This is a genomic window from Pseudomonas sp. KCJK9111 (assembly GCF_046231935.1).
In the GTDB taxonomy this organism is placed as follows: Bacteria; Pseudomonadota; Gammaproteobacteria; order Pseudomonadales; family Pseudomonadaceae; genus Aquipseudomonas; species Aquipseudomonas parafulva_B.
On the sequence record NZ_JBJJMO010000002.1, the window covers coordinates 24091 to 49487 of the forward strand.

Sequence of the window (25397 nt, forward strand, 5' to 3'; positions counted from 1 at the left end):
GAACCCACATGAACAGACACCTGCCCAGCAAACTGGGAACCGCCGCACTGCTGGTTTCCCTTATCTTGCCTGCAGCAGTCTCGGCGAAGGAATCGATCGTCATCGGTGAGCAGAACTGGACCGGCGCGATTGCCATTCAACACATTCTGGGCGAAGTCATTCAGAGCCGTCTGGATGGCGAAGTTTCTTACCTGGCAGGCGATGTGCCTGTGCTATTGAGCGCTGCGGCAAAAGGGGATGGCTCGGTTGACGTGCTGACCGACATCTGGCTGCCGAACCAGTCGGCGGCCTGGGCCAAGTACGTCAGCGGTGGGACCAAGTCCTTGCTACCCAATGCCCATCCGTACACCGGTGTTCAGGGCTTCTACATCCCGGGTTACCTGCAGGACAAATACGGCGTCAAGTCCATCTACGATCTCAACAAGCCTGAAGTGGCCAAGCTGTTCGAGCCGTTGGGCGGTGGTCAGGCGCAGTTGCTGGTGGGCCCTGCGGGTTGGGAATCCACCTACATTGGCCAGATCAAGGCCAAGGATTACGGCTTTGCCGACAAGTTCGAAGCGATCTCGACCGAGGCCTCGGTGACGTACGCCAAGCTGGCGTCAGCCTACAAAGCGCAGCGCGGTGTGGTGTTCTACGCCTACACGCCCGATTGGGTGTTTTCGGCATTCGACCTGCGGCGCCTGGAAGAGCCGGCATTTGACGGCTATGCCCAGGACAACAAGAAGGGTGATCCGCTTTACAAGGCCGATGGATGCTGGAAGTTCATAAGCCCTACAGTAGACGCCGATTGGCTGAACAAGAGCAAGATCACCTGCGCGTTCCCCGATGCCAAGGTCTATGTGCTTGCATCCGCTGGGCTGCAAAAACGCGCGCCGAAGGTCGCAGCGTTCCTGCACAATTTCGCCATTGACCCCAGCGATCTCAATGCCTTGATACTGAAGATCGAAAAGGAACAGGTACCTGCTGATGTCGCAGCCAAGGCTTGGATCCAGGATCATCAGACCACCGTCGATCAATGGCTGGCCGCAGCTCCCGCACAGGGCCAAGCCCAATGAGCCAGGGTCCGATTCACCTCCTTGACGGCGGAATGGGGCGGGAACTCAAGCGCAGCGGAGCGCCTTTCAGGCAACCGGAATGGTCAGCGCTCGCGCTGATCGAGTCCCCAGAGCACGTGCTCCAGGCGCACGAGGCGTTCATAAGGGCCGGCGCGCGGGTCGTGACGACCAACAGTTATGCTGTGGTGCCTTTTCACCTAGGCCAGACGCGCTTCGCCGAGCAGGGGCGAGCGCTTGCCGATCGCGCAGGGCGGCTTGCTCGCCAAGCGGCTTCGCAAAGCGCTGTCCCTGTACGCGTTGCCGGCTCGCTGCCGCCGGCGCTTGGGTCTTATCGGCCCGACCTGTTCGACCACCAGGCTTCTGTGGCCATCCATCAGGAGCTGATTGCAGGGCTGCAAGAGCATGTAGACGTATGGCTGGCTGAAACGCAAAGCTCCACGGCCGAAGTACAGGCCGCTGCTCAGGCGCTGGGTGAGCGTTCCAAGCCGCTGTGGGTGTCCTATACGCTGATCGACGATGCCGATCACGCGCCACGTTTGCGTTCAGGGGAGTCGGTGGCTGATGGCGTGCGCTGCGCCCTCTCGGTCGGAGCCAAGGCAGTGCTGTTCAATTGCAGTCAGCCAGAGGTCATGGGGGCTGCGTTGGAGCAGGCTCAGGCCGTCCTTGGCGATCTTGAGCAGCGCGTGGAGCTGGGGGTTTATGCCAACGCTTTCCCGCCGGTGTCGCAAGAGGCCGAGGCCAACACTACGTTACTGGACATCCGTGCAGACCTCGGGCCTGAGCCCTACCTGGACTGGGCCAGGACCTGGGTCGCCGCAGGCGCCACGATCATAGGCGGGTGCTGTGGTATCGGCCCTGAACATATCGAACAACTTCATAGACACTTCGCGATTGAGCCAGAGGGCATCACCTCATGACGGACAGACAACCACAGCAACGTGTGGAGCAGGCGACTTTTGGTGCGGGCTGCTTCTGGGGCGCCGAAGCGGCCTTCCGGGCTCTGCCGGGTGTAGTCGACAGCCGAGTGGGCTTTGCGCGATCGGCCCAGGGGGAGGCTGACGTGATCGAGGTGGTCCAGGTCGACTTCGATCCAGGCCTGACGTCGTACAGCCAACTGGTGGGGCATTTCTGGGCGCTGCATGATCCTACGTCGGTCGACCGTCAGGGCACGGATATTGGCGTCAAATATCGCTCTGCGCTCTTCGTAAATAACCCTGCTCAGGCTGAATTGGCACAAGCCGCCAAGCACTACTTGGAGGCCTCAGGGAAACTGAGCAAGCCAGTGGCGACCGTCATCTTGCCTTTGGGCGACTTTCAGTTGGCTGACCAGGACCAGCAGCGGTATTTGGAGAAGCACGGCCTGGGCAGCTGCTCGCTGTAAGCCTGGCATGTCGCCAAGACGGTCCTGAGTCACGCAGAACCGTCCTGGCTTCACCCTTCACGCAGGACCGCCAGCGGTGAGGCGTTAAGTGCGCGGCGAGTGCCGAGCACACCCGCGCAGCCGACCAGCAGCGCGCCTGCAACGGGCATCAGCAGCAACCACGGGTGCAGGCTCCACGGCAGTGCGAAAGCGTAGTGATACAAGACGAAGGTGATCAGTTCGCACCCCAGCGCCGCCAGCAAACCGCTCAGTGCTCCCAGCAAGCCGAATTCGATGCGCCGTGTCTTGGTCAGCAATTGGCGTTGGGCCCCCAGGGCACGCAACAGTGCACCTTGACGAATGCGCTCATCCAAGGTGGCTTGAAGGCCTGCGAACAAAACGGCCATTCCTGCGGCCAGTACGAACAGCAGCACGTACTCCACAGCCAGCGTGACCTGAGCAAGTATGCTGCGTAGCTGGGCGAGCAATGCATCGACCTGAAGGATGGTCACCGCAGGAAATGCGCGTGACAGGGCGACGATTTCCTGATCATGCCCGGGTGCGAGGTAAAAACTCGTCAGATAGGTGGTAGGCAGCCCTTGCAACGTACCGGGTTGGAAGATCATGTAGAAATTGGGCTGAAAGCTGTCCCAGTGAACGCTGCGCAGACTGGTCACCTTGGCCTGGCGCTGCTGGCCCCCAATATCGAACGTGAGCCTGTCCCCCAGTTTCAGGTGAAGGCTTTCGGCGAGCTGGGCCTCCACCGATACGCCAGGTACATCGTCATCGCTTGGTGATCCTTGCCACCAATGACCACCGGTCAATTGATTGCCGTCAGGCAACTGCGCCGCCCATGTCAGGCTCAGGTCCCGTTGCACGGCGCGTTCGCCTGCAGAGTCCTTCGTGACGATCTGTTGGACCGGCTGCTGATTGATCTCGATCAGCCGCCCAGGTGTGACTGGGTACAGGGGAGCCGCAGCGGCGTTGATCTGTTTGAGCTGTTGGGCGAAGCGGCCCTGGTCCTCAGGCAGAATATTGAGTGCGAAATGATTCGGGGCATCTTCAGGCAGCTGTGCCTGCCAGGTGTCGAGCAGCTCCGCACGCAGCAGCGCGACCAGGCCCATGGCGAGCAGGATCAGCCCGAAAGCCAAGGCCTGCCCGGCGGCGGCCGTGGGGTGGCGAAGCAACTGCCCCAGCCCCAGGCGCCAGGCCAGCGGCGCCCCTGACAGGAGCCGACGCAGGCTGCGCAAACCCAGCCACAGCAACCCGCCCAGCACCAGGGCTGCCGCCAGGCCGCCTGCCAGGAGTGCGAAGGTGAGCAGCAGGTCAAGGCTCAACCGCCACATGATAAGCCCCAGGGCGAACAGGGCTGCACCGTAGACCAGCCAGCTACTGGGAGGTACAGGGAGCAGGTCACGACGCAGCACCCGCAACGGGGGCACTTTACCCAAGGCTGCAATCGGCGGCAGAGCAAAGCCTGCCAGCGCGACCAACCCCGTGGCGACGCCAGCCAAGGCCGGCCACAGGCTCCCTGGCGGTACGTCGCTGGGCAGTAATCCGTGCAGCAGCTTGAACAAACCCAGCTGCGCAAGCCAGCCCACTGCGGCGCCCACGATCGCAGCTGCAAGCCCGAGCATGGCCAGCTGCAGGCTGTACAGGATCAGCGCCTGGCGCCGCGACAGGCCCAGGCAACGCAGCAGGGCGCTGGCGTCCAGGCGCCTGGCGGCATAGCGACTGGCAGACAGCGCCACGGCGACACCGGCCAGCAATACTGCAACGAGGCTGGCCAGGTTCAGGTAACGTTCGGCTTGACCCAATGCGCCGCCGATCTGCTGGTTGCCATCGCGGGTGTCGCGCAACCGTTGGCTGGCCGAAAGCGTGTTTTCGACGCTGGCGCGGTATTGCGCCAATGCCTCGGCAGGGCCGCTCCACAGGTCACGGTATGTCACGCGGCTGCCGGGTTGCACCACGCCGGTCGCTGGCAGGTCCGCCAGGTTCATCATCACCCGTGGGGTCAAGCTGTAGAAGTTGTTTGCCCGGTCCGGTTCATAGGTCAGCACGCGGCTCATGCGCAGGGCCTTCATGCCCACATCGATGCTGTCGCCGATGTTCATGCCCAATGCCGCCAGCAGCCGTGGTTCCACCCACACCTCGCCAGCTGCCGGCCCGCCGCCTGGTTTTTCCTCGGCATAAGGCTCGGCGGCGCTGCGCACCTGGCCGCGCAATGGGTAGGCGTTATCGGCGGCCTTGACCCCCGCGAGCTGGATACCGTTATCTGCGCCCACCACGCTGGTGAACTCGACCACCTGCGCGTGATGCAGCCCCAAAGCCTCGCCGATTGCAATCTGTGGCGCTGCGGCCGGGGCGCTGCCCTGCAGTACCAGGTCAGCGCCCAGGAACTCACTGGCACGCAATTGCATAGCGGCGTTGAGCCGCGCGCCGAAATACCCGATGGCAGTACTGGCCGCCACGGCGATCAGAAGCGAAAAGAACAATACCCGCACTTCGCTGGCCCGAAGATCGCGCAGCAGCTGTCGCCAGGCCAGCCCCAGCAGGCGCGCCGCCGACATGCCCTTCATCCGGCCTCCAAGGGGCTGACCAACTGGCCCGCATCCAGGCGGATATGGCGGTGGCAACGGCGAGCGAGTCGCTCGTCATGGGTCACCAGGATCAAGGTGGTGCCGCGCTCCTGATTCAGTTCGAACAGCAGGTCGCTGATGCGCTCGCCCGTATGGCTGTCGAGGTTGCCCGTCGGTTCGTCGGCAAACAGTACGGCCGGCTGAGCAGCAAAAGCACGGGCAAGAGCCACCCGCTGTTGCTCACCGCCCGACAGCTGCCGCGGCGTATGGGTAAGCCGTTGCCCTAACCCTACGCGTTCGAGCAAGGTGCGCGCGTGATCGCGCGCGTCTGCGCGACCATACAGTTCCAACGGCAGCATCACGTTTTCCAGCGCATTGAGGCTGTCGAGCAACTGGAACGACTGGAACACAAAGCCCACGTGCTCGGCCCGGATGCGGGCCCGCTGGTCCTCATCGAGCACGCCTAGGTCGTGCCCGGCGAGCGTCACCGAACCTTGGCTGGGCTGATCGAGCCCGGCCAGCAGCCCAAGCAGGGTCGATTTGCCTGAACCTGAGGCGCCGACGATGGCAAGGCTGTCCCCTGCGGCCAGCTCCAGCGACATGGGGTGCAGGATGGTGAGTTCACCTTCCGCGCTGGTGACCACTTTGCTAAGGTGCTGAGCAACGAGCATGCTGGGGCCCATGGAGAATCCGATGCGAATGTGGTTGATGAGTGCCGGTCTGGCCCTGTATTGCCTGGCCCAGAGCGCGACTGCGGGAACGGTGCTGATTGTCGGTGATAGTATCAGCGCAGGTTTTGGCCTGGATACCCGCGAAGGTTGGGCATCCTTGTTGCAGACCCGCCTGCGTCAGGAAGGTTTCGACGACAAGGTGGTCAACGCCTCGATCAGTGGCGACACCAGTGCCGGCGGGCAGGCGCGGCTGCCAGCGTTGCTGACTGAGCACGCGCCCCAGGTGGTTGTGCTGGAGTTGGGAGGCAACGATGGCTTGCGCGGCCAGCCGCCGGCGCAATTGCGACAGAACCTTGCCGCGATGATCGATCAGTCGCGCCAGGCAGGTGCCAAGGTCTTGCTGCTGGGCATGCAGCTGCCTCCCAACTATGGCGTCCGCTATACCACCGCTTTTGCCGAGGTGTACAAGGAGTTGGCCAAGGACAAGCAGGTAGCACTGGTGCCGTTTTTCCTGGAAGGGGTTGGCGGCGTTCCTGAGTTGATGCAGGCAGACGGCATCCATCCTGCCCAGGGCGCCCAGCAGCGGCTGCTGGAAAACGCCTGGCCGGCGCTCAAACCCTTGCTCTGACGCTTTAAACGGGGGCGGGTTTGGGCTAATGTTGCGCCCCCCGTTCCGAGTACCCCCGATGCCGCGCCCTGCCTGGTCCCTTTTCGCCTACCAATTGATCGAGCCCGACGAACAGCTTGACCTGTTCGCCTGCCAGGAAAGTCGCGTTCATCTGGTCGCGCGGCAGCTCGAACTCGGCGTGCCGGTGGACAGAACATTGTGCGGGGGGCTGTTGCCTGCGCACCCCCGCTGGTCCGGCGTGCCACGCACCATCTATCGCGATACCCGGCTGTGCGAGCTGTGCCGCGCCATTCTCGATGCGCAGCGGCGAGGCATGCGACCGGTCTGGCCACAATTGCAGGCGGTCTGAGGCGCGCACCTTTCATCATCTGTAACCGCGTCCGGCTCAGGATGCCTCCCGCTGTCTGGGGTGGGGGTGTACAATCATGCCTTTCGTCCCACCTTCCAAAGGATTTACCGGATGTTGCCGCGCTTTCCCGCCGTCACTCGTAGCCTGTCCCTGGCCGCCTTGCTGGTAGCGGGGCCTGCTGTCGCACTGGAGTTGCCACTGCCGCCACCTGGGGACGACATCGTCGGTCAGGTGCATGTGATCAAGGCCAAGTACGAAGATACATTCGCCGATATCGGTACGGCCAATGACCTGGGCTATCTGGAGATGATCGCCGCCAACCCGGGTGTCGACCCCTGGCTGCCTGGCGCAGGCACCGAAATCATCTTGCCCACGCGCTACATCCTGCCACCGGGTCCTCGTGAAGGCATCGTCATCAACCTTGCCGAGTACCGCTTGTATTACTACCCCAAAGGCGAGAATGTGGTGCACACCTTCCCGTTGGGGATCGGTCGCGAAGGCTGGGGCTCGCCCATTGCCAATACCAAGATCATCGCCAAGACGCCAAACCCTACCTGGACGCCGCCGGCGTCGATCCGGGCCGAGCATGCAGCCGATGGCGACATCTTGCCTGCCGTGGTTCCGGCAGGCCCGGATAACCCGCTTGGGCCCTTCAAGTTCACCCTGGGTGTACCGGGTTACCTGATCCATGGCTCAAACAAGAAATTCGGGATCGGCATGCGTACCAGCCATGGCTGCTTCCGCATGCTCAACAACAACGTGCTGGAACTGTCGGGCATGGTGCCGGTGGGCACTCCTGTTCGCATCATCAACGAACCGTACAAGTTTGGGGTGAGCGGGGGCAAGGTATACCTCGAAGCCCACACGCCGCTGGATGATCAGGGCAATCCTTCGGTGGTCGACAAGCATACGGCGGTCATCAACGCGTTGCTCAAGCGTGAAGACCTGGCCAATAACCTGCGCATGAACTGGGACATGGTCCGCGACGTCGTGGCTGCCGAAGATGGCATGCCGGTGGAGATTGCTGTGCCCGTTGACAATCAGAACGCTACGCCGATGGTCTCGACGCTTCCGGATGAGATGCAGTAACCCTCTCTGCGAACTGCCTTGACGGCGACGTAGTGCGCAATCGCGCCTCGATGTCGAAAATTCGCAAAAAAAAGCCGACCCCAAAGGGGTCGGCTTCATAACAGCCCCAAGGGGCTATTATTTGCGGCTGGCTTTGTCCAGCATGCGCAGTGCGCGCTCATTGGCTTCGTCAGCGGTCTGCTGAGCTTTCTGAGCGGCTGCCAGTGCGTCGTCAGCCTTGCGGTAGGCTTCATCGGCACGAGCTTGTGCGCGGGCTGCTGCGTCTTCAGTTGCAGTCAGGCGAGCTTCGGTTTCTTTGGAGGCGCTGCTGCAACCGGTAGCCAGAACTGCGGCCAGAGCCAGAGCAGAGAATTTCAGAACGTTGTTCATCGTGATCCCCTTCAAGGACTTTCTATTAATGAGCCATCTCTCAGAAAAGAGAAACTGGCCGGCGTACATAGTACCCATTACTTGTAGTAAGTAAACTGACTGAACGCAAGAACTGCAAAAAAAACAGTGCGCAGTTTCTGCACCAGCAAAGGGGCGCGGCTCATCGCGCCGAGCCAGCAGGTTAACTCTGCACTAACGGCAACTTTCATGTTGAACTAAGGGTGACTTCTACTGTCTTTGTGCGTCTTAGTCCTACATCATTTGTCGGCAAAGCTAACGTCCCACTTAACAGCGCAAGACGTTGGTAGCTTGCATTCATTCGAATCGCTTCACTTGAGCAGTCCACGGGTATGCGCCTAGTATGTGGGTCTACAGAAAACCCGAACGAACGCAGACGTCCAGCGGTCCAACGCGCAATAGACGATGCATGTGCCAAGTGTGCCGGGTATTGATCATCGGTTAGGCTATGGGTCTGCCAGAAAGGCCCGCAAGGAGTAGTGATGAGCGAAGCGCTGACCATCCACCATGACCAGGCGGGTCATCAGTTCGAGACCAATGTGGACGGTCATCGTGCCTATCTGACTTACATGGACCTGGGTAAGCAGACGCTGGACATCTACCGCACCTTCGTACCCAACGCCTTGCGCGGGCGTGGGATCGCAGCTGCCCTTACCGAGCGCGCGCTGCAATATGCCGAGCAGATGGGCTACACGGTGATACCGTCCTGCTCGTACGTGGAGCGTTACTTGGAGCGTCAGCAGCGTCACGCCAGCAAGGTGTGATCGCTGCTTTGAACACTAGGGCCTGAACGGCCCCAAAGGTCTCAGGCGCGATTGCGCTGAGGGAGTACGTCCTTCAACTTCGCGCGCATGCTGCGCAGCGTCTTCTCGGTCGCCGACCAGTCGATGCAGGCGTCCGTCACCGAAACGCCATACTGCAGCTGGGACAAGTCCTTGGGAATGGATTGGCAGCCCCAGTTCAGGTGGCTCTCGACCATCAACCCAATAATCGATTGGTTGCCCTCCAGAATCTGGTTCGCCACGTTTTCCATCACCAGCGGTTGCAAGGCCGGGTCCTTGTTGGAGTTGGCATGGCTGCAATCGACCATGATGTTGGCCTTGATCTTGGCCTTGGCCAGGTCCTGTTCGCACAGAGCGACGCTGACCGAGTCGTAGTTGGGTTTACCATTACCGCCGCGAAGCACGACATGCCCGTAGGGGTTACCCTTGGTGGTCACGATGGAGACGCCACCTTCCTGGTTGATTCCCAGGAACCGGTGCGGCTTGGACACCGACTGCAGGGCGTTGATAGCGACGGTCAAGCCACCATCGGTACCGTTCTTGAAGCCGACGGCCGACGACAGGCCAGAGGCCATTTCGCGGTGGGTCTGCGACTCGGTGGTACGGGCACCGATGGCTGACCAGCTGATCAGATCCTGCAGGTATTGCGGGGAAATCGGATCCAGTGCCTCAGTGGCCGTGGGCAAGCCCATTTCGGCGAGGTCCAGCAGCAGCTTGCGACCGATATGCAAGCCATCCTGGATCTTGAAGGAGTCGTCCAGATACGGGTCGTTGATCAGGCCCTTCCAGCCCACGGTGGTACGCGGTTTTTCGAAATATACCCGCATGACCAAGTACAGCGTGTCGGACACTTCTTCGGCCAGGGCCTTCAGGCGCGCTGCGTATTCATGCGCGGCCTTGATGTCGTGGATGGAGCAGGGGCCGACCACGACGAACAGGCGGTGATCCTTGCCATCGAGAATATTGCGCACCACGTCTCGGCCAGCAGTCACGGTCTGCAGGGCCTGGGCGCTAAGGGGGATTTCCTTCTTGAGCTGGTCGGGGGTGATCAGCGTCTCGTTGGATGCAACGTTCAAGTCATCGATCGGTAAATCAGCCATCGTGTTACTCGTCAGGTCACGGGTGCCGGCCGCCAGCTATCCCCGTGCGGCCCAGCAGCAAGAATAATCGCAGCGGGGAGCCGAACCTTAGCGCGTTAGCGTTTGCGCCACAATGGGCATTGCCCCGTGCAGGCGGGGTTTTTCCGGGTAGCAGGGGTCGACGGCGAGCATCGATCTGCGCGAAGGTGCCCAACCGGTGTAATAAACAGGCTGACATGAGAAGGAGAACCGCATGCACGCGCGCAACCCCCGGATTGGCATCATCGGCAGCGGTGCCATAGGCGGCTTTTACGGGCTGCTGCTGGCACAGGCCGGTTTCGATGTGCACTTTTTGCTCAGAAGCGAGTATGAAGCGGTCAGTCATCACGGGCTGACCGTCCAGAGCGCTGTCCATGGTCGGCTGCACGCCAAAGTAAATTGCTACGCCGACGCCGCGCAAATGCCGCCCTGCGATTGGCTATTGATAGGCGCCAAAGCCACCGGCAACCCGCAACTGGCGCCATTGATCGTGCAGGCCGGTGCACCGGATGCGAAAGTGGTGCTGCTGCAGAACGGACTGGATGTCGAAGCGCAGCTGCGCCCGTTACTGCGGGCTGATATGCACCTGCTTGGCGGGTTGTGCTTCGTCTGCGCCGACCGCCAGGCACCCGGAGTGATTCGCCATCAGGCGTTGGGTACCGTGAACGTGGGTTATCACAGTGGTCCTGGTGACGATGGCGGGCGCCGCCTGGTGGAGCAGGGGGTTTCATTGTTCCAGGCTGCGGGGGTGAGTTCTGTGGGCATGCCTGATCTGGCTGGCGCCCGGTGGCAAAAGTTGGTGTGGAACGTCCCTTTTAACGGCTTGTCAGTGTTGCTCGGCGCCAGCACGGCCCAGCTGCTGGGCGACAGCCATGCCCGCACGCTGGTGCAAGCCTTGATGGAGGAGGTGATGGTGGGCGCTGTCGCTTGTGGTCATGCCATGCCCGCAGGCTATGCTCAGCAACTGCTGAGCATGACCGAGCGCATGCCTGATTACTGGCCCAGCATGTACCACGACCACGTTCATCATCGACCTCTAGAGACAGAGGCCATCTATGCAGCGCCTCTGGCCCGCGCCCAGTCCGCGGGTTGCCATTTGCCCCGCATGGAGATGTTGTACCAGTCGCTGAGGTTCCTCGGTAAAAACAGTGGAGGGGCCATGCTCTAGGCGCAGTCATGCACCAGGCTGGGCAAGCGAGGCGCCGATGCGCTGCTAAGCTCAAGTTTGCCCTGCCGCCATGGCAGTCGAGGAGGTCGAATGATCCGCTCTCTGCTGTACGCCACAGACCTCGGCGTCTATGCGCCATTCGTGATGCAGCATGCGCTAGCGTTGGCGCGCACATTCGGTGCCGAGTTGTACGTCATTCATGCGGTCGAACCGATGGGCCAGTTTGCCGAATCCCTCCTGCAAAGTTACCTGGACGAACACACCCTGGACCAGCTGCACAGCCAGGGTGTGGGTACGGTGATGGCCAACATCGAGCAGCGTGTACTGGAAAATTTCCGTGAGGAGCTGGGGGAGCAAGCCGATCTGGCGGTGCTCAAGGCGGTGCGCGTGCGCCAGGGCGACCCTGCGCAAGTCATCCTGGATCAGGCCCAGCGCCTGAGCGTCGACCTGGTTGTCTTCGGGAGTCACAGCGCCGGGGCGGGCGTGGACGTGCCCCTGGGTAGAACGGCGGTCAGATTGCTCCAGCTCTCGCCTATACCGGTCTACATGGTCCCCTTGGCACAGCATCTAGGTCGTAGGAAAGGCTGAATTACGCTGTGGGAATATTCCAGGCGGTGTAACAAAATAGTTCTAGATTTATTACGATTACCACTAATATAGTTATATATCGTCGCTGCCCGCTGCCGCTGACCCACGCTGAACTGAGGGAACCCTATGAAGCTTCAACAACTGCGCTACATCTGGGAAGTAGCGCACCATGACCTCAACGTCTCTGCGACAGCACAAAGCCTGTATACCTCGCAGCCGGGGATCAGCAAGCAGATCCGACTGCTCGAAGACGAGTTGGGCGTCGAGGTATTTGCGCGTAGCGGCAAGCACCTGACGCGTGTGACCCCAGCAGGGGAGCGCATCATCAACACCGCTGGCGAAATCCTGCGCAAGGTCGAGAGCATCAAGCAGATCGCCCAGGAGTTTTCCAACGAGAAAAAGGGCACGCTCTCCATCGCCACCACCCACACCCAGGCTCGCTACGCTTTGCCTCCGGTGATCAGTGGCTTCATCAAGCAGTACCCGGAAGTGTCCTTGCACATGCATCAGGGTTCCCCGATGCAGATCGCCGAGATGGCCGCAGACGGTACGGTGGATTTCGCCATCGCCACAGAAGCGCTCGAGCTGTTCGGCGACCTCATCATGATGCCGTGCTACAAGTGGAACCGTTGCGTGGTGGTTCCGCAGGGCCATCCATTGGCCAAGCTTCCCAAGCTGACCCTCGAAGCGGTGGCCGAATATCCCATCGTTACCTATGTGTTCGGCTTTACTGGGCGCTCCAAGTTGGACGAAGCTTTCAGCAACCGCGGCCTGACGCCCAAGGTGGTGTTCACGGCGGCGGACGCGGACGTGATCAAGACGTACGTCCGCCTCGGTTTGGGCGTGGGCATCGTTGCAGGTATGGCAGTTGACGCCAAGCTGGACGGTGACCTGGTAGCCCTGGACGCCAGCGAACTGTTCGAAGCCAGCATCACCAAGATCGGCTTCCGGCGTGGCACTTTCCTGCGCGGGTTCATGTGCGACTTCATCGAGAAGTTTGCGCCGCACCTGACCCGTGAAGTGATGGCCAAGGCCATCCAGTGTCACAACAAGCAGGAGCTGGAGGCATTGTTCGAAGGTGTCGAGTTACCGGTGCACTGATCCTCGGACGCCAGGGCCGCCACGCGGCCCTTTTCAAAGGTATCGCCCGCGTTTCAGGCCTTGGTGATCAGGTTGCCGGCGTGCAGGCCGCATTCCTTCTGGGTCGACTCTTCCCACCACCAGCGGCCTTCGCGCTCGTGCTGATTGGGTAGCACAGGGCGCGTGCAGGGCTCGCAACCGATGCTGATGAAACCGCGCTCATGCAGGCTGTTGTAGGGCAGCTCCAGCATGCGGATGTAGCCCCAGACTTCTTCGCTGGTCATCTGAGCCAGAGGGTTGAACTTGTAGAGCGTGCGCTCCGGGGTGGAGAAACCGGTGTCGATCTCCAGGGCTGCGACCTGGCTGCGCGTGCCGGGGCTCTGGTCGCGGCGCTGCCCCGTGGCCCAGGCACTGACGGTCGCAAGCTTGCGGCGCAGGGGCTCGATCTTGCGGATGCCGCAGCACTCGCCGTGGCCGTCACGGTAGAAGCTGAACAGGCCTTTGTCTTTGACGAACGGGTCGAGCTTGCTGCGATCGGGGCTGAGGATTTCGATGGGCAGGTTGTACTGCTCGCGCACCTGATCGATGAAGCGATAGGTCTCCGGATGCAAGCGCCCGGTGTCGAGGCTAAAGACTTTGACCTGTTTGTTCAGCTTCCAGGCCATGTCCACGAGTACCACATCTTCGGCACCGCTGAAGGAGATCCACAGATCGTCGCCGAAATGCTCGAAGGCGAGTTTGAGAATGTCCTGTGGGGACTTGTTCGCGTAGGCCGCTGCCAGGGCAGCGACATCGAAAGGTTGGCTCATCAGGCGGTTTCCATCTTGGCTGTGGCGCTGGGCGCTCGTAGTGAGGCAATGGTAACAAAAAACCCATCCTGATTGCGGGACGCGCCAAGTGCGTTCAGCGATCGACGAGTTAAAGCCGCCTTCAAAGCGCCTGCAAGGTCTGCATCAGCACCCGCACCTTGGCAATCGACTCCTCGTACTCGGCCTGCCATTCGGAGTCCGCCACCACGGCGCCCCCGCCCCAGCAACTGACCTGGCCGTCCTTGATCAACAGGCTACGGATGGCGATAGAACTGTCCATTTCGCCGCGTACATCGACATACAGTAGCGATCCGCAGTAAAGCGCTCGGCGAGTGGGTTCAAGCTCATCGATGATCTGCATCGCGCGGATCTTGGGCGCGCCGGTGATCGAGCCGCCAGGAAAGCTGTCGCCGATCAGATCCAGTGCGTCCCTGCCAGCCGCCAGCGTGCCTGTCACGCTGCTGACCAGATGGTGCACGTTGGGGTAGGTTTCCAGGCTGAACAGCTCAGGCACTTTGACGGAGCCAATCTCGCACGTACGGCCCAGGTCATTGCGCAACAAGTCCACGATCATCAGGTTTTCCGACCGGTCCTTGGGGCTTTGCCGCAGTTGCTCGGCATTGCGCGCATCCTCGGCCGCATCGTGACCTCGCGCACGGGTGCCCTTGATCGGACGGGTTTCCACATGACCCTTACTGACCCGAATGAACCGCTCGGGCGAGAAGCTCAACAAGGCGCTGCCGTCTGCCAATTGCTGGAACCCGGAGAAGGGCGTTGGGCATGCCTGGCGAAGGGCTTGATAAGCTCGCCAGGGATCGCCCTGGCAAGCAGCGCGAAACCGTTGGGTCAGGTTGATCTGGTAGCAGTCGCCTGCCTGGATGTAGCGTTGCACCTGCTCGAAGGCTGCATGGTACTGCTCGGGCGCAAGGTCACCAGTCATTGGGGCGAGCAGCTTGAAAGCCCCGCTGGCCCGAGGTTCACACCCCTCGAACAGGCGCACCAGTCGCTCACGCTCTTCACGGTCCAGGCTTGGATGAAACACCAGTTGGCTGGTACGGGTGGCGTGGTCGGTAACCAACGCCCATGCGTACACGCCCAGTTGGGCATCCGGCAGGCCGAGGTCGTCCACCGCCTGGGTCGGCAAGTGTTCCAGCCGACGACCAAAATCGTAGCTCAGGTAACCGATCAACCCTCCGGCAAACGGCAGCTCGCTCTCCGGCGGTAGATGTGCAGCGCCCAAGCGAGCCAGCGCAGCGCGCAACCGCTGCAGGAAGGCGCGCCCTGTTTCGTCCGCCAGCACCTGCAACTGCTGCACTGGCCACGCGCTTAGTAGGTCGAAGCGCCCCCGTTCAGCGCCGGGGCGAGCGCTGTCGAGCAAAATGGCGCCCGGAGCATCACGCAAGCAGGAAAAGTAGGCAGCCGGATCAGGCTGGTAGGGCAGGGCGTGCAACGTGCAGGTCGGCATCAGTAGGGACGGCGATTCAAAAGCGAGGACGGCGATTGTAGTCCGGTGCAGGCATTGCGCCTAGCGTCAGGACGACATTCGCCATCTTCATCTGGCCGGGGCTGGTGGCCAACCCCGGCCCTTAGTGACCGGGCCTGTGGCCGAACAGGCCTTGGGCAACGCGCACGCGTTGCTCTGCATCTTCGGTCACACCCTCTTTGGCCAATGCCTCAAGATGCGCCTCGATCGCATGGGTGCGTTGCGTCAGGCCGCAATCGTTGGCGATCTGGATATTCAGCCCTGGGCGAGCGTTGAGCTCGAGGATCAGTGGGCCTTTTTCCTGGTCCAGCACCATGTCCACGCCAATGTAGCCCAGGCCGCACAGCTCATAGCAGCCGGCGGCCAGCTTCATGAACCCGTCCCAGGTCGGCAGCTGCACGCCGTCCACTGCGTTGGTGGTGTCGGGATGCTTGCTGATGATGTTGTTCAGCCAAGTGCCACGCAGCGTCACGCCTGTGGCCAAATCCACGCCCACACCGATGGCGCCTTGGTGCAGGTTGGCCTTGCCGCCGGACTGGCGGGTGGGCAGGCGCAGCATGGCCATGACCGGGTAGCCCATCAGGACGATGATGCGGATGTCCGGTACGCCTTCATAACTGATGCTCTTGAAGATCTGGTCCGGGGTGACCCGATACTCGATCAGGGCGCGGTCGCGATGGCCGCCGAGCGAGTACAGCCCGGTGAGGATGCTGGAAATCTGGTGCTCGATTTCCTCATGGCTGATGATCTTGCCGGACACTGTCCGGTAACGGTCTTCGAAACGGTCGGCGATGACCATGATGCCATCACCCCCGGCGCCCTGAGCCGGCTTGATCACGAAGTCGCTGCGCCCGCCGATGATCTCGTCAAGCTTCTCGATCTGCTTTTCCGTCTCGATGACGCCGTACATTTCCGGCACATGGATGCCGGCTGCCAGGGCGCGCTCCTTGGTGATGATCTTGTCGTCGACGATCGGGTACAGGTGGCGCTTGTTGTACTTGAGTACATAGTCTGCATTGCGCCGATTGATACCCATGATGCCCCGGGCCTCCAGGGCTTTCCACGTCTTGATCAGGCCGAACATCAGGCGTCCGCCTTCTTCAGGAATGCCTTGAAGCGGACCAGTTCGGTCAGGCGGTAGCCGCGGTAGCGACCCATTGCCAGCATGAAGCCCACCAGAATCAACAGCACGGCCGGGAAGGTGAACACGAAGTAGACCAGCTCCGGTACCATCATCAGCAGGTGCGCGAGAGAGGCGGCGAACAAGGTGCCGATGGCCACTTTCATGGCATGACCACCGCCGCGTTCTTCCCAGGTGATCGACAGGCGTTCGATGGTCATGGTCAGGATCACCATCGGGAACAGCGCGACCGACAAGCCGCGCTCAAGGCCCAGTTTGTGGCTGAACAGGCTGATGGCGGCAATTAATACCACGACGAATGTCAGCACCACCGAAAGGCGGGGCAGCATCTGCAGTTTCAGGTGTTCGAGGTAGGAGCGCAGCGATAGCCCCAGCGCGGTGATGACGGTGAACAGCACGATCCCGAAGCCCAGCTGTGTTTCGCGGAAGGCCAGGGCGATCAGGACCGGTGTGAAGGTACCCAGGGTCTGGATGCCGATCAGGTTGCGCAGCACCAGAATCACCAGCACGCCGATGGGAATCATGACCATGATCATGAAGGTCTGCTGGGTCTGCAGCGGCAGCCCGTACAGGGAGTATTCAAGGAAGTCAGCGTCGGTGTTCTCGTCTGTCAGCTTGGCCAGGCGGATGGCGTTCATCTCGCTGTTGTTCATGCTGAAGGTGACGTTGGCCCGCTTACCGCCATCGACCGTGATCAGGTTGTCATCCCCGGTCCACCACAATAGCCGGTCGTTGGGCAGGCCTTGCTCACCGGTCTCGGGGTTGAAATACAGCCAGTCATTGCCGTTGAAGCTGCGCAACCACAGTTCCGGGGTTTGCGGGGTGTCGGCCACCAGGCGGATCGTGTGCACCTTCTCCATCGGCACGTGGGCAATGGACAGCAACAGGTCAATGACCTGCGCCTTCTTCATCGGTGAGGTATCGCCTGCCAGCAGCAGCTTGACGTTGTCGTCGTTGAGGTTGTTGACGCGCTTGATGGTTTCACCAACGAACGTCTCGACATCGGCCGAATGCTGACGAATCGGTGCCATCAAGGCTTCGGCGGCGATCTTCTCGGGGCCTTCTACGGCGAGGCTGTCGCGGAAGGTCGGGCCCTTGACCTTGGCTTTCTCGGTGCTGTAGCGCTTGGTCAGCACCAGCCGGTAATAAAGGGTCTGGTTGCCGCTGGCGCGCCGCGCGGACCAGGTGACCTTGCGGTTGCCGTCGGCGCGGTTGACGCTCACACCATAGTTGTTGGAAATGAAGCTTTCGTTGAGGCTCACGTAATCCCGATTCAGGGGCGGCACGAACATCTGGACCTTTACCGGGTCCTTGGTGCTGGCCACAAATTCGATCTTGGCATCGATGTTCCACAGATCGTCCGTTTCATCCTCGGTCACCGGGATGCCAAGTACGAAGATCTGATAAGCCGTGACCGCTACGCCCAGCAACACCAGAACGGTGATCAGGACTTTCAGATGGAGGGTAAGAGAGCGCATCGGAATTACTCTGCTTTGGGAGCGTCGGTGGCACAGGCAGGTTTGCCGGCCGCATATTTAAGGCTTGGGTCGACCAGGGCGTCGAAATGCTTCAAAGCCTCCGAGCCGATCAACAGTGGGAACTGGAAAGCGCTGCGATCGGTGAGGTTGACTTCGATGGTGCGCCTGGCCTGGCCCATGCAGATGTCCAGCTCGATGACGGGGCGTGCGGTGTAGGCCTTGCCCGATTCGGCGTCGTAGTCGCCCGCCCTGCGCTTGATCTTGCTCACGCGCGCCAGCGGGCGTTCGATGGGGTGGGAATGGGCAGCATCGATGGCCAGGTAGAAGCGCACCCAGCTTTCGCCATTGCGCTTGAAACGCTTGATGTCGCGGGCGCTGAGCGAGGCTGTCTTGGCCCCTGTGTCGAGCTTGGCCGCCACTTCGAGGTCAAGGTCGCCCAGGCGAGCATATTCGTTCAGACCGTACACGGTCTTGCCGGCTGCCTGGCTCAGGGCCGGCAACAGGAGGAGGCTAATCAGCAAAGCAAAGGGTGTCAGTTTCATAGTCCTGGCGCGGTATTGTGCAAAGTTCGGGGTAAGGCGACTGGCAACGGCTGCACAAGCTTCCTCGTTGATCTGCCGGCACCATGCGGGCGGGGCAGACGGGCTATCCATACTCCATCGAAGGCGCGGCATTCTATCACGCCGACGTATTGACGCCAGCGGTGGGCGATCTGACAGTTTGATCGGGGGGTAGTTTCTTGTTGGGTTAATTGTTGACAATGTAGTTTAAGGCTTTGACTGTTACGAGACGTGGCGTTAGATTTAACGCCATGTTTTGTGAAAGGTGTCAACAATATGCAGGCGCTCTCCACGGGTAGCTCTACTGGCAACGAGGAAACGGAAACCCTGTCCGAGCATGTCTTCAGGCGGATTCAGGCGGCCATTGTACGGGGTGACATAGCCCCAGGGAGCAAGATTTCCGAGCCGGAGCTTGCCCGCACCTATGGCATCAGCCGAGGCCCGCTGCGTGAGGCCATTCACCGCCTCGAGGGCCAGCGCCTGCTGGTTCGTGTGCCCCATGTGGGCGCACGGGTGGTTTCACTGAGTCACGCCGAACTCATCGAGCTCTATGAGATCCGCGAGTCGCTCGAAGGCATGGCCTGCCGCCTGGCGGCCCAGCGCATGGGCCGAGCCGACATCGACGAGCTACGCCAGGTGCTGGAAACCCATGAGCGCGATGCTGCCTTCCAGGCGGGCGTGGGCTACTACCAGCAGGAAGGTGACTACGATTTTCACTATCGCATCATTCAGGGCAGCGGTAACCAGACCTTGGTCAAGATGCTCTGCGGCGAACTGTACCAACTGGTGCGCATGTACCGTATCCAGTTCTCGGCTACGCCCAATCGGCCGCGTCAGGCCTTCGCCGAGCACCACCGCATCCTGGACGCCATCGCCGAGGGTGACGGCGAGTTGGCCGAGCTGTTGATGCGTCGTCACATCGCTGCGTCCAAACGCAACATCGAGCGCCATTACCAAGGCGACCACACCCACAGCACACGAGGTGAACAATGACCGTCCAGAGTACCCCAGGCCAACGTTTTCGCGACGCAGTGGCCGCCGAGCGCCCGCTGCAAGTGGTCGGCACCATCAATGCCAACCACGCCTTGCTGGCCAAGCGTGCCGGTTTCAAGGCCATCTACCTGTCCGGCGGCGGTGTGGCAGCCGGCTCCCTGGGTTTACCTGACCTGGGCATCAGTGGCCTGGACGACGTGCTGACCGATGTCAGGCGCATCACTGATGTGTGCGACCTGCCACTGCTGGTGGACGTGGACACCGGGTTCGGTGCTTCGGCCTTCAACGTTGCCCGCACCGTGCGCGCCATGAGCAAGTTCGGCGCCGCCGCCATTCATATCGAGGATCAGGTGGGCGCCAAGCGTTGTGGCCACCGTCCGAACAAGGAAATTGTCACCCAGCAGGAGATGGTCGATCGCATCAAGGCGGCGGTCGATGCCCGCCTTGATGACAGCTTCGTGATCATGGCCCGTACCGATGCGCTGGCGGTCGAGGGGCTCAACGCGGCGTTGGATCGGGCGGCCGCCTGTGTCGAGGCCGGCGCGGACATGATTTTCCCCGAAGCCATCACCGAACTTGCGATGTACAAGACGTTCGCCGACCGGGTCAGGGCCCCCATCCTGGCTAACATCACCGAGTTCGGTGCCACGCCTTTGTACACCACCGAAGAGCTGGGCTCGGTCGATGTGTCGCTGGTGCTGTATCCACTGTCGGCGTTCCGCGCCATGAACAAGGCTGCCGAGAACGTCTACGCCGCCCTGCGCCGCGATGGCACGCAGAAGAACGTGATCGATACCATGCAGACACGCATGGAGCTTTACGACGCCATTGGCTATCACGCTTTCGAGCAAAGTCTCGATGCATTGTTTGCCCAGAAAAAAGGCTGACCTGCCCACTGCGCGCGCTGCAGTGCCCTGGTTCAGGGGTAGATAAGGGTTAGCCAGCCTGCATTCCATAACAAGTTCAAGAAAGGAGAAGCACCATGGCCGAAGCAAAAGTACTCAGCGGCGCAGGCCTACGCGGTCAGGTTGCCGGTCAGACGGCCCTGTCGACGGTCGGTCAGGCCGGCGCAGGGCTGACCTATCGCGGGTATGACGTCCGCGACCTGGCTGCCCACGCCGAATTCGAGGAGGTGGCTTACCTGTTGTTGTATGGCGAGCTGCCCTGCCAGGCCGAGCTTGCCGACTACAAGCACAAGCTCAAGGGCCTGCGCGACCTGCCCCAGGCGTTGAAAGAAGTACTGGAGCGCATCCCGCGCGACGCTCACCCGATGGACGTGATGCGCACAGGCTGCTCCGTGCTCGGAACCCTGGAGCCCGAGCTGACCTTCGATGCCCAGCGCGACAAGACCGACCGGCTCCTGGCCCTCTTCCCGGCGATCATGTGTTATTGGTACCGCTTCAGCCATCACGGGGTGCGCATCGACTGTGTCAGTGACCAGGACACCTTGGGCGGCCACTTCCTGCAGTTACTCCATGGCAAGCAGCCCAGTGAGCTGCATGTGAAGGTGATGAACGTATCGCTCATTCTCTACGCCGAGCACGAGTTCAACGCCTCCACGTTCACCGCCCGCGTGTGTGCCTCGACCTTGTCCGACCTGTACTCCTGCGTCACCGCCGCCATCGGCTCGCTGCGCGGCCCGTTGCACGGCGGCGCCAACGAGGCGGCCATGGAGCTGATCGAGCGCTTCCAGAGCCCGCAACAAGCGACGACCGAATTGCTGCACATGCTCGAGCGCAAAGACAAGATCATGGGCTTTGGTCATGCCATCTACAAAGAGTCCGACCCGCGTAACGAGGTGATCAAAGGGTGGTCCAAGCGCCTTGCCGATGAGGTGGGCGACACGGTGCTGTACCCGGTGTCCGAAGCCATCGACAAGACCATGTGGGAGCAAAAGCGCTTATTCCCCAACGCCGATTTCTACCATGCCTCGGCGTATCACTTCATGGGCATACCGACCAAGCTGTTCACCCCGATCTTCGTCTGCTCGCGGCTTACCGGCTGGGCAGCGCACGTGTTCGAGCAGCGTGAGAACAATCGCATCATCCGTCCGAGTGCCGAATACATCGGCGTCGAACAGCGTCAGTTCGTGCCGATCGAGCAGCGCTGATGGGCGCTCACCCCGCGCAGGCCTTGTTGGCCTCGCGGGGTGGCCCAGCATGTCTGCCCGCACGCGCACCCTTGAACGCCATCTGTGACCGAGCCTGATAACGATATGAATACTGCCTACCGCAAAGCCTTGCCAGGCACTGACCTGGATTACTTCGACGCCCGCGCTGCCGTCGAGGCCATCAAGCCCGGCGCCTACCAGGGCTTGCCCTACACCTCGCGTGTGCTGGCCGAGAACCTGGTGCGCCGCTGCAGCCCCGGCACGCTCCAGGCGTCGTTGGCCCAGCTGATAGAGCGCAAGCGCGACCTCGATTTCCCCTGGTATCCGGCCCGGGTCGTCTGCCATGACATCCTGGGTCAGACCGCGCTGGTCGACCTGGCCGGCTTGCGCGATGCCATCGCCGAGAAGGGCGGTGACCCTGCCCAGGTCAACCCGGTGGTGCCAGTTCAGCTAATCGTCGATCACTCACTGGCCGTCGAGTGTGGCGGCTATGACCCCCAGGCGTTCGAACGCAACAGGGCCATCGAGGATCGCCGCAACGAAGACCGTTTCCATTTCATCAACTGGACCAAGAAAGCGTTCAAGAATGTCGATGTCATCCCGCCTGGCAACGGCATCATGCACCAGATCAACCTGGAGAAGATGTCGCCCGTGGTACACAGCGATGACGGCGTGGCCTACCCGGACACCTGTGTCGGCACCGACAGCCACACCCCGCATGTGGACGCCTTGGGCGTCATCGCCATCGGCGTGGGCGGGCTTGAGGCCGAGAACGTCATGCTCGGGCGGGCCTCCTGGATGCGCCTGCCGGAAATCATCGGCGTCCAGCTCACTGGTAAACTGGCGCCCAACCTGACGGCAACCGACCTGGTATTGGCCCTGACCGAATTTTTGCGCAAGCAGAAGGTGGTCGGCGCCTACCTCGAGTTCCATGGGGAAGGCGCCCGTGCCCTGACGCTCGGCGACCGCGCTACCATCTCCAACATGGCCCCTGAATATGGCGCCACTGCGGCCATGTTCGCCATCGATCAGCAAACCATCGACTACCTGCGCCTGACAGGCCGCGAGGAACAGCAGGTCGCACTGGTAGAGACCTACGCCAAGACCGCGGGTCTGTGGGCTGACAGCTTTACCGAGGTGGTCTACGACCGCACGCTGGACTTCGATCTGGCCAGCGTGGTGCGCACCATGGCGGGCCCCTCAAACCCCCATGCCCGGGTGGCCACCAGCGAGCTGGCCGCCAAGGGGATTGCAGGTGCCTGGGAGCAGGTACCCGGTCAGATGCCGGACGGGGCGGTGATCATCGCAGCCATCACCAGTTGCACCAACACCAGTAACCCGCGCAACGTGATCGCTGCCGGGTTGCTGGCGCGCAATGCCAATAGGCTGGGGCTAACGCGCAAGCCTTGGGTCAAGTCATCCCTCGCCCCTGGTTCAAGGGCAGTGCAGCTGTACCTGGAAGAGGCGGGCCTGGAGGCGGAGCTCCAAGCGTTGGGCTTCGGCATCGTCGCCTTCGCCTGCACCACCTGCAACGGTATGTCCGGCGCCCTCGACCCGGCCATCCAGCAGGAAATCATCGATCGGGACCTGTATACCACCGCGGTGTTGTCGGGTAACCGAAACTTCGATGGCCGTATTCACCCGTATGCCAAACAGGCATTTCTGGCGTCCCCGCCCTTGGTTGTGGCCTATGCCATCGCGGGTACGATCCGTTTCGATATCGAGAAAGATGTGCTGGGCGTGGCATCGGATGGCCGTGAAATTCGCCTCAAGGACATCTGGCCCAGCGATGAAGAAATCGATGCGATGGTCCGCGCTGCGGTCAAGCCCGAACAGTTCCGCAAGGTCTACATCCCCATGTTCGCCGTCGAGCAAGACCGTGGACCGAAGGTAGCGCCGCTGTACGACTGGCGCCCCATGAGCACCTACATCCGTCGCCCGCCCTACTGGGAAGGCGCCCTGGCGGGAGAACGCACCTTGCGTGGCATGCGCCCGCTGGCGTTGCTGCCGGACAACATCACCACCGATCACCTGTCGCCCTCCAATGCCATCATGCTCGACAGCGCGGCGGGGGAGTACCTGGCCAAAATGGGCTTGCCTGAAGAAGACTTCAACTCCTATGCCACCCACCGTGGGGATCACCTCACGGCTCAGCGCGCCACTTTCGCCAACCCCAAGCTGTTCAACGAGATGGTGCGCAATGAAGATGGCAGCGTAAGGCAGGGTTCGCTGGCACGCCTTGAGCCCGAAGGCCGGGTCATGCGCATGTGGGAAGCGATCGAAACCTACATGCAGCGCAAGCAGCCGCTGATCATCGTGGCCGGTGCCGATTACGGTCAGGGCTCTTCACGCGACTGGGCTGCCAAAGGGGTTCGTCTGGCGGGCGTGGAGGCCATCGTCGCCGAGGGGTTCGAGCGCATCCACCGCACGAACCTGGTGGGCATGGGCGTCTTGCCCCTCGAATTCATGCCGGGGACCGACCGTAAGGTGCTGGGCCTGGACGGCAGCGAAACCTATGACGTGATAGGCATCCGTACTCCCCGCGCTACCCTGACCCTGGCGGTGACCCGCCGCACAGGAGAGCGTTTTGACGTGCCGGTGACCTGTCGCCTGGATACAGCCGAAGAGGTGTCGATCTACGAAGCGGGCGGGGTGTTGCAACGCTTTGCCCAGGACTTCCTCGAAGCGACCGTTTAACGCAACGTGGCCGCCTTGCGGCCCCCAGTCGCCCGCACTGGCTCGGACCACCGGGCCAATCCAAGAGGCTTCAATCCATGGCACATGCACCTCAAATCAAGATTCCGGCTACTTACATGCGTGGCGGCACCAGCAAAGGCGTGTTCTTCCGCTTGCAGGACCTCCCGGCGCAGGCGCAAACGCCCGGCCCGGCACGCGATGCCTTGCTGCTGCGGGTAATCGGCAGCCCCGACCCCTATGGCAAGCAGATCGACGGCATGGGCGGTGCGACGTCCAGCACCAGCAAGGTCGTGATCCTGTCCCCCAGTAAGCGCCCTGATCATGATGTGGACTACTTGTTCGGCCAGGTCAGTATCGACAAGCCTTTCGTAGACTGGAGCGGCAACTGCGGCAACCTTTCCGCAGCAGTGGGTGCGTTCGCCATCGGCAGCGGCCTGATAGAACCCGCGCAGGTACCCGACACCGGTGTCGCCACGGTGCGTATCTGGCAGGCCAACATCGGCAAGACTATCGTTGCTCATGTGCCGATGAGCGACGGTCAGGTGCAGGAGACCGGCGACTTTGAGCTTGATGGCGTCACGTTCCCTGCCGCCGAAGTGCAGCTGGAGTTTCTTGATCCGGCCGCCGACGATGATGGGGAAGATGGGGCGATGTTTCCTACCGGCAACCTGATCGACGAGCTGGAAGTGCCGGGGGTTGGCACCTTCAAGGCGACGTTGATCAATGCCGGTATCCCAACGGTGTTTCTCAATGCAGCCGATCTTGGTTACAGCGGCATCGAATTGCAGGATGCCATCAATGGGGATCCGGCTGCCCTTGAGCGGTTCGAGGCGATACGGGCCCATGGTGCGCTGCGCATGGGGCTGATCGAACATGTAGGGCAGGCTGCCGCACGCCAGCATACCCCCAAGGTGGCATTCGTGGCGCCGGCACAGGCTTATCTCGCCTCAAGTGGCAAGCAGGTGGGGGCAGAAGATATCGACTTGCTGGTGCGCGCCTTGTCCATGGGCAAGCTGCATCACGCGATGATGGGCACTGCCGCCGTCGCGATCGGTACGGCTGCGGCCATCCCGGGGACACTGGTGAACCTTGCTGCAGGCGGCGGTGAGCGCAGCGCTGTACGCTTCGGGCATCCATCGGGCACCTTGCGGGTAGGTGCGCAGGCGTGCCTGATCGATGGGCAGTGGTCGGTGACCAAGGCCATCATGAGTCGCAGCGCGCGTGTGTTGATGGAGGGCTGGGTGCGCGTTCCTGGCGATAGTTTCTGACAGG

Annotated in this window: 24 protein-coding genes; 15 read left to right on the top strand and 9 right to left on the bottom strand. The window is 61.6% G+C overall.

What is annotated here, in order from left to right:
• Positions 1-8 precede the first annotated feature (8 nt).
• From ACK59L_RS01085 to msrA, 3 genes are read left to right on the top strand one after another with little or no spacing between them, the layout of a single operon-like run.
• Entirely contained in the window at positions 9-1055 is a 1047-nt protein-coding gene (locus ACK59L_RS01085) for a glycine betaine ABC transporter substrate-binding protein (RefSeq protein ID WP_409271325.1), read from the top strand.
• The gene (locus ACK59L_RS01090; RefSeq protein WP_409271327.1) at positions 1052-1972 is read left to right on the top strand and encodes a homocysteine S-methyltransferase family protein; all 921 of its coding nucleotides are present in this window, start codon (positions 1052-1054) and stop codon (positions 1970-1972) included. Before ACK59L_RS01085 ends, ACK59L_RS01090 begins: the two co-directional genes overlap by 4 nt.
• Positions 1969-2436, top strand: a complete 468-nt coding sequence (gene msrA, locus ACK59L_RS01095) for a peptide-methionine (S)-S-oxide reductase MsrA (RefSeq protein WP_196134889.1) — start codon at positions 1969-1971, stop codon at positions 2434-2436. Before ACK59L_RS01090 ends, msrA begins: the two co-directional genes overlap by 4 nt.
• Before the next feature lie 50 nt (positions 2437-2486).
• Here msrA and ACK59L_RS01100 read toward each other — a convergent pair whose 3' ends face one another.
• The gene (locus ACK59L_RS01100; RefSeq protein WP_409271329.1) at positions 2487-4994 is read right to left on the bottom strand and encodes an ABC transporter permease; all 2508 of its coding nucleotides are present in this window, start codon (positions 4992-4994) and stop codon (positions 2487-2489) included.
• Complete coding sequence (locus tag ACK59L_RS01105; RefSeq protein WP_409271331.1) at positions 4991-5677, bottom strand: ABC transporter ATP-binding protein; 687 nt, start codon at positions 5675-5677, stop codon at positions 4991-4993. The genes ACK59L_RS01100 and ACK59L_RS01105 overlap by 4 nt, the downstream gene beginning before the upstream one ends.
• 10 nt (positions 5678-5687) lie before the next feature.
• Between ACK59L_RS01105 and ACK59L_RS01110 the strand changes: the two genes are divergently transcribed.
• From ACK59L_RS01110 to ACK59L_RS01120, 3 genes are all read left to right on the top strand, one after another.
• Positions 5688-6293, top strand: coding sequence for an arylesterase (locus tag ACK59L_RS01110; protein ID WP_409271333.1), 606 nt, complete (start codon positions 5688-5690; stop codon positions 6291-6293).
• Positions 6294-6351: 58 nt separating this feature from the next.
• Entirely contained in the window at positions 6352-6642 is a 291-nt protein-coding gene (locus ACK59L_RS01115; protein ID WP_058603804.1) for a hypothetical protein, read from the top strand.
• Between the two features lie 111 nt (positions 6643-6753).
• Positions 6754-7731 (top strand): L,D-transpeptidase family protein, encoded by a 978-nt coding sequence (locus tag ACK59L_RS01120; protein ID WP_409271335.1) that lies wholly within the window; start codon positions 6754-6756, stop codon positions 7729-7731.
• Positions 7732-7848: 117 nt separating this feature from the next.
• Here ACK59L_RS01120 and oprI read toward each other — a convergent pair whose 3' ends face one another.
• Entirely contained in the window at positions 7849-8100 is a 252-nt protein-coding gene (gene oprI, locus ACK59L_RS01125; RefSeq protein WP_182139615.1) for an outer membrane lipoprotei OprI, read from the bottom strand.
• 500 nt (positions 8101-8600) lie between these two features.
• Between oprI and ACK59L_RS01130 the strand changes: the two genes are divergently transcribed.
• A complete protein-coding gene (locus ACK59L_RS01130) occupies positions 8601-8882 on the top strand; it encodes a GNAT family N-acetyltransferase (protein ID WP_196134894.1) in 282 nt (93 codons plus the stop codon).
• Between the two features lie 41 nt (positions 8883-8923).
• Here the strand turns inward: ACK59L_RS01130 and ACK59L_RS01135 are convergent, their stop codons facing one another.
• A complete protein-coding gene (locus tag ACK59L_RS01135; RefSeq protein WP_058603806.1) occupies positions 8924-10000 on the bottom strand; it encodes a 3-deoxy-7-phosphoheptulonate synthase in 1077 nt (358 codons plus the stop codon).
• Between the two features lie 232 nt (positions 10001-10232).
• On the opposite strand from ACK59L_RS01135, the gene ACK59L_RS01140 reads away from it, so the two are divergent.
• The 3 genes from ACK59L_RS01140 (at position 10233) to cysB (ending at position 12875) form a co-directional block, all read left to right on the top strand.
• A complete protein-coding gene (locus tag ACK59L_RS01140) occupies positions 10233-11186 on the top strand; it encodes a putative 2-dehydropantoate 2-reductase (RefSeq protein WP_409271338.1) in 954 nt (317 codons plus the stop codon).
• A 90-nt stretch (positions 11187-11276) separates the two neighbouring features.
• A complete protein-coding gene (locus ACK59L_RS01145) occupies positions 11277-11774 on the top strand; it encodes a universal stress protein (RefSeq protein WP_409271340.1) in 498 nt (165 codons plus the stop codon).
• Between the two features lie 126 nt (positions 11775-11900).
• Entirely contained in the window at positions 11901-12875 is a 975-nt protein-coding gene (cysB, locus tag ACK59L_RS01150) for an HTH-type transcriptional regulator CysB (protein ID WP_023536044.1), read from the top strand.
• 53 nt (positions 12876-12928) lie between these two features.
• Here cysB and ACK59L_RS01155 read toward each other — a convergent pair whose 3' ends face one another.
• The 5 genes from ACK59L_RS01155 to ACK59L_RS01175 all read right to left on the bottom strand — a co-directional run bounded on the left by ACK59L_RS01155 (position 12929) and on the right by ACK59L_RS01175 (position 18307).
• Complete coding sequence (locus ACK59L_RS01155; RefSeq protein ID WP_167340391.1) at positions 12929-13663, bottom strand: phosphoadenylyl-sulfate reductase; 735 nt, start codon at positions 13661-13663, stop codon at positions 12929-12931.
• 121 nt (positions 13664-13784) lie between these two features.
• Positions 13785-15128, bottom strand: a complete 1344-nt coding sequence (gene pabB, locus ACK59L_RS01160) for an aminodeoxychorismate synthase component I (RefSeq protein WP_409271343.1) — start codon at positions 15126-15128, stop codon at positions 13785-13787.
• A 121-nt stretch (positions 15129-15249) separates the two neighbouring features.
• Positions 15250-16230: an alpha-L-glutamate ligase-like protein gene (locus ACK59L_RS01165; RefSeq protein WP_023536214.1), complete on the bottom strand. Its 981-nt coding sequence runs from the start codon at positions 16228-16230 to the stop codon at positions 15250-15252.
• Positions 16230-17765 (bottom strand): inactive transglutaminase family protein, encoded by a 1536-nt coding sequence (locus tag ACK59L_RS01170; RefSeq protein ID WP_144964262.1) that lies wholly within the window; start codon positions 17763-17765, stop codon positions 16230-16232. Before ACK59L_RS01170 ends, ACK59L_RS01165 begins: the two co-directional genes overlap by 1 nt.
• Before the next feature lie 5 nt (positions 17766-17770).
• Positions 17771-18307 carry an ATP-dependent zinc protease gene (locus tag ACK59L_RS01175; RefSeq protein ID WP_058603812.1) on the bottom strand — a complete coding sequence of 179 codons (537 nt, stop codon included), beginning with the start codon at positions 18305-18307 and terminating at the stop codon, positions 17771-17773.
• Between the two features lie 294 nt (positions 18308-18601).
• Between ACK59L_RS01175 and ACK59L_RS01180 the strand changes: the two genes are divergently transcribed.
• From ACK59L_RS01180 to prpF, 5 genes are all read left to right on the top strand, one after another.
• Positions 18602-19318: a GntR family transcriptional regulator gene (locus ACK59L_RS01180; RefSeq protein ID WP_409271346.1), complete on the top strand. Its 717-nt coding sequence runs from the start codon at positions 18602-18604 to the stop codon at positions 19316-19318.
• Complete coding sequence (gene prpB / locus ACK59L_RS01185) at positions 19315-20205, top strand: methylisocitrate lyase (protein ID WP_409271348.1); 891 nt, start codon at positions 19315-19317, stop codon at positions 20203-20205. The genes ACK59L_RS01180 and prpB overlap by 4 nt, the downstream gene beginning before the upstream one ends.
• Before the next feature lie 95 nt (positions 20206-20300).
• Positions 20301-21428, top strand: a complete 1128-nt coding sequence (gene prpC, locus ACK59L_RS01190) for a 2-methylcitrate synthase (protein ID WP_409271350.1) — start codon at positions 20301-20303, stop codon at positions 21426-21428.
• Positions 21429-21533: 105 nt separating this feature from the next.
• Positions 21534-24125: a Fe/S-dependent 2-methylisocitrate dehydratase AcnD gene (gene acnD, locus ACK59L_RS01195; RefSeq protein WP_409271352.1), complete on the top strand. Its 2592-nt coding sequence runs from the start codon at positions 21534-21536 to the stop codon at positions 24123-24125.
• 77 nt (positions 24126-24202) lie between these two features.
• Positions 24203-25393 (top strand): 2-methylaconitate cis-trans isomerase PrpF, encoded by a 1191-nt coding sequence (prpF, locus tag ACK59L_RS01200; protein ID WP_409271354.1) that lies wholly within the window; start codon positions 24203-24205, stop codon positions 25391-25393.
• Positions 25394-25397 lie beyond the last annotated feature (4 nt).

Excerpts from the sequence above, each read along its gene's own strand:
- ACK59L_RS01085 (WP_409271325.1), top strand. The coding sequence starts at position 9 with ATGAACAGACACCTGCCCAGCAAACTGGGAACCGCCGCACTGCTGGTT.
- ACK59L_RS01090 (WP_409271327.1), top strand. The coding sequence starts at position 1,052 with ATGAGCCAGGGTCCGATTCACCTCCTTGACGGCGGAATGGGGCGGGAA.
- msrA (WP_196134889.1), top strand. The coding sequence starts at position 1,969 with ATGACGGACAGACAACCACAGCAACGTGTGGAGCAGGCGACTTTTGGT.
- ACK59L_RS01100 (WP_409271329.1), bottom strand. The coding sequence starts at position 4,994 with ATGAAGGGCATGTCGGCGGCGCGCCTGCTGGGGCTGGCCTGGCGACAG.
- ACK59L_RS01105 (WP_409271331.1), bottom strand. The coding sequence starts at position 5,677 with ATGGGCCCCAGCATGCTCGTTGCTCAGCACCTTAGCAAAGTGGTCACC.
- ACK59L_RS01110 (WP_409271333.1), top strand. The coding sequence starts at position 5,688 with ATGCGAATGTGGTTGATGAGTGCCGGTCTGGCCCTGTATTGCCTGGCC.
- ACK59L_RS01115 (WP_058603804.1), top strand. The coding sequence starts at position 6,352 with ATGCCGCGCCCTGCCTGGTCCCTTTTCGCCTACCAATTGATCGAGCCC.
- ACK59L_RS01120 (WP_409271335.1), top strand. The coding sequence starts at position 6,754 with ATGTTGCCGCGCTTTCCCGCCGTCACTCGTAGCCTGTCCCTGGCCGCC.
- oprI (WP_182139615.1), bottom strand. The coding sequence starts at position 8,100 with ATGAACAACGTTCTGAAATTCTCTGCTCTGGCTCTGGCCGCAGTTCTG.
- ACK59L_RS01130 (WP_196134894.1), top strand. The coding sequence starts at position 8,601 with ATGAGCGAAGCGCTGACCATCCACCATGACCAGGCGGGTCATCAGTTC.
- ACK59L_RS01135 (WP_058603806.1), bottom strand. The coding sequence starts at position 10,000 with ATGGCTGATTTACCGATCGATGACTTGAACGTTGCATCCAACGAGACG.
- ACK59L_RS01140 (WP_409271338.1), top strand. The coding sequence starts at position 10,233 with ATGCACGCGCGCAACCCCCGGATTGGCATCATCGGCAGCGGTGCCATA.
- ACK59L_RS01145 (WP_409271340.1), top strand. The coding sequence starts at position 11,277 with ATGATCCGCTCTCTGCTGTACGCCACAGACCTCGGCGTCTATGCGCCA.
- cysB (WP_023536044.1), top strand. The coding sequence starts at position 11,901 with ATGAAGCTTCAACAACTGCGCTACATCTGGGAAGTAGCGCACCATGAC.
- ACK59L_RS01155 (WP_167340391.1), bottom strand. The coding sequence starts at position 13,663 with ATGAGCCAACCTTTCGATGTCGCTGCCCTGGCAGCGGCCTACGCGAAC.
- pabB (WP_409271343.1), bottom strand. The coding sequence starts at position 15,128 with ATGCCGACCTGCACGTTGCACGCCCTGCCCTACCAGCCTGATCCGGCT.
- ACK59L_RS01165 (WP_023536214.1), bottom strand. The coding sequence starts at position 16,230 with ATGTTCGGCCTGATCAAGACGTGGAAAGCCCTGGAGGCCCGGGGCATC.
- ACK59L_RS01170 (WP_144964262.1), bottom strand. The coding sequence starts at position 17,765 with ATGCGCTCTCTTACCCTCCATCTGAAAGTCCTGATCACCGTTCTGGTG.
- ACK59L_RS01175 (WP_058603812.1), bottom strand. The coding sequence starts at position 18,307 with ATGAAACTGACACCCTTTGCTTTGCTGATTAGCCTCCTCCTGTTGCCG.
- ACK59L_RS01180 (WP_409271346.1), top strand. The coding sequence starts at position 18,602 with ATGCAGGCGCTCTCCACGGGTAGCTCTACTGGCAACGAGGAAACGGAA.
- prpB (WP_409271348.1), top strand. The coding sequence starts at position 19,315 with ATGACCGTCCAGAGTACCCCAGGCCAACGTTTTCGCGACGCAGTGGCC.
- prpC (WP_409271350.1), top strand. The coding sequence starts at position 20,301 with ATGGCCGAAGCAAAAGTACTCAGCGGCGCAGGCCTACGCGGTCAGGTT.
- acnD (WP_409271352.1), top strand. The coding sequence starts at position 21,534 with ATGAATACTGCCTACCGCAAAGCCTTGCCAGGCACTGACCTGGATTAC.
- prpF (WP_409271354.1), top strand. The coding sequence starts at position 24,203 with ATGGCACATGCACCTCAAATCAAGATTCCGGCTACTTACATGCGTGGC.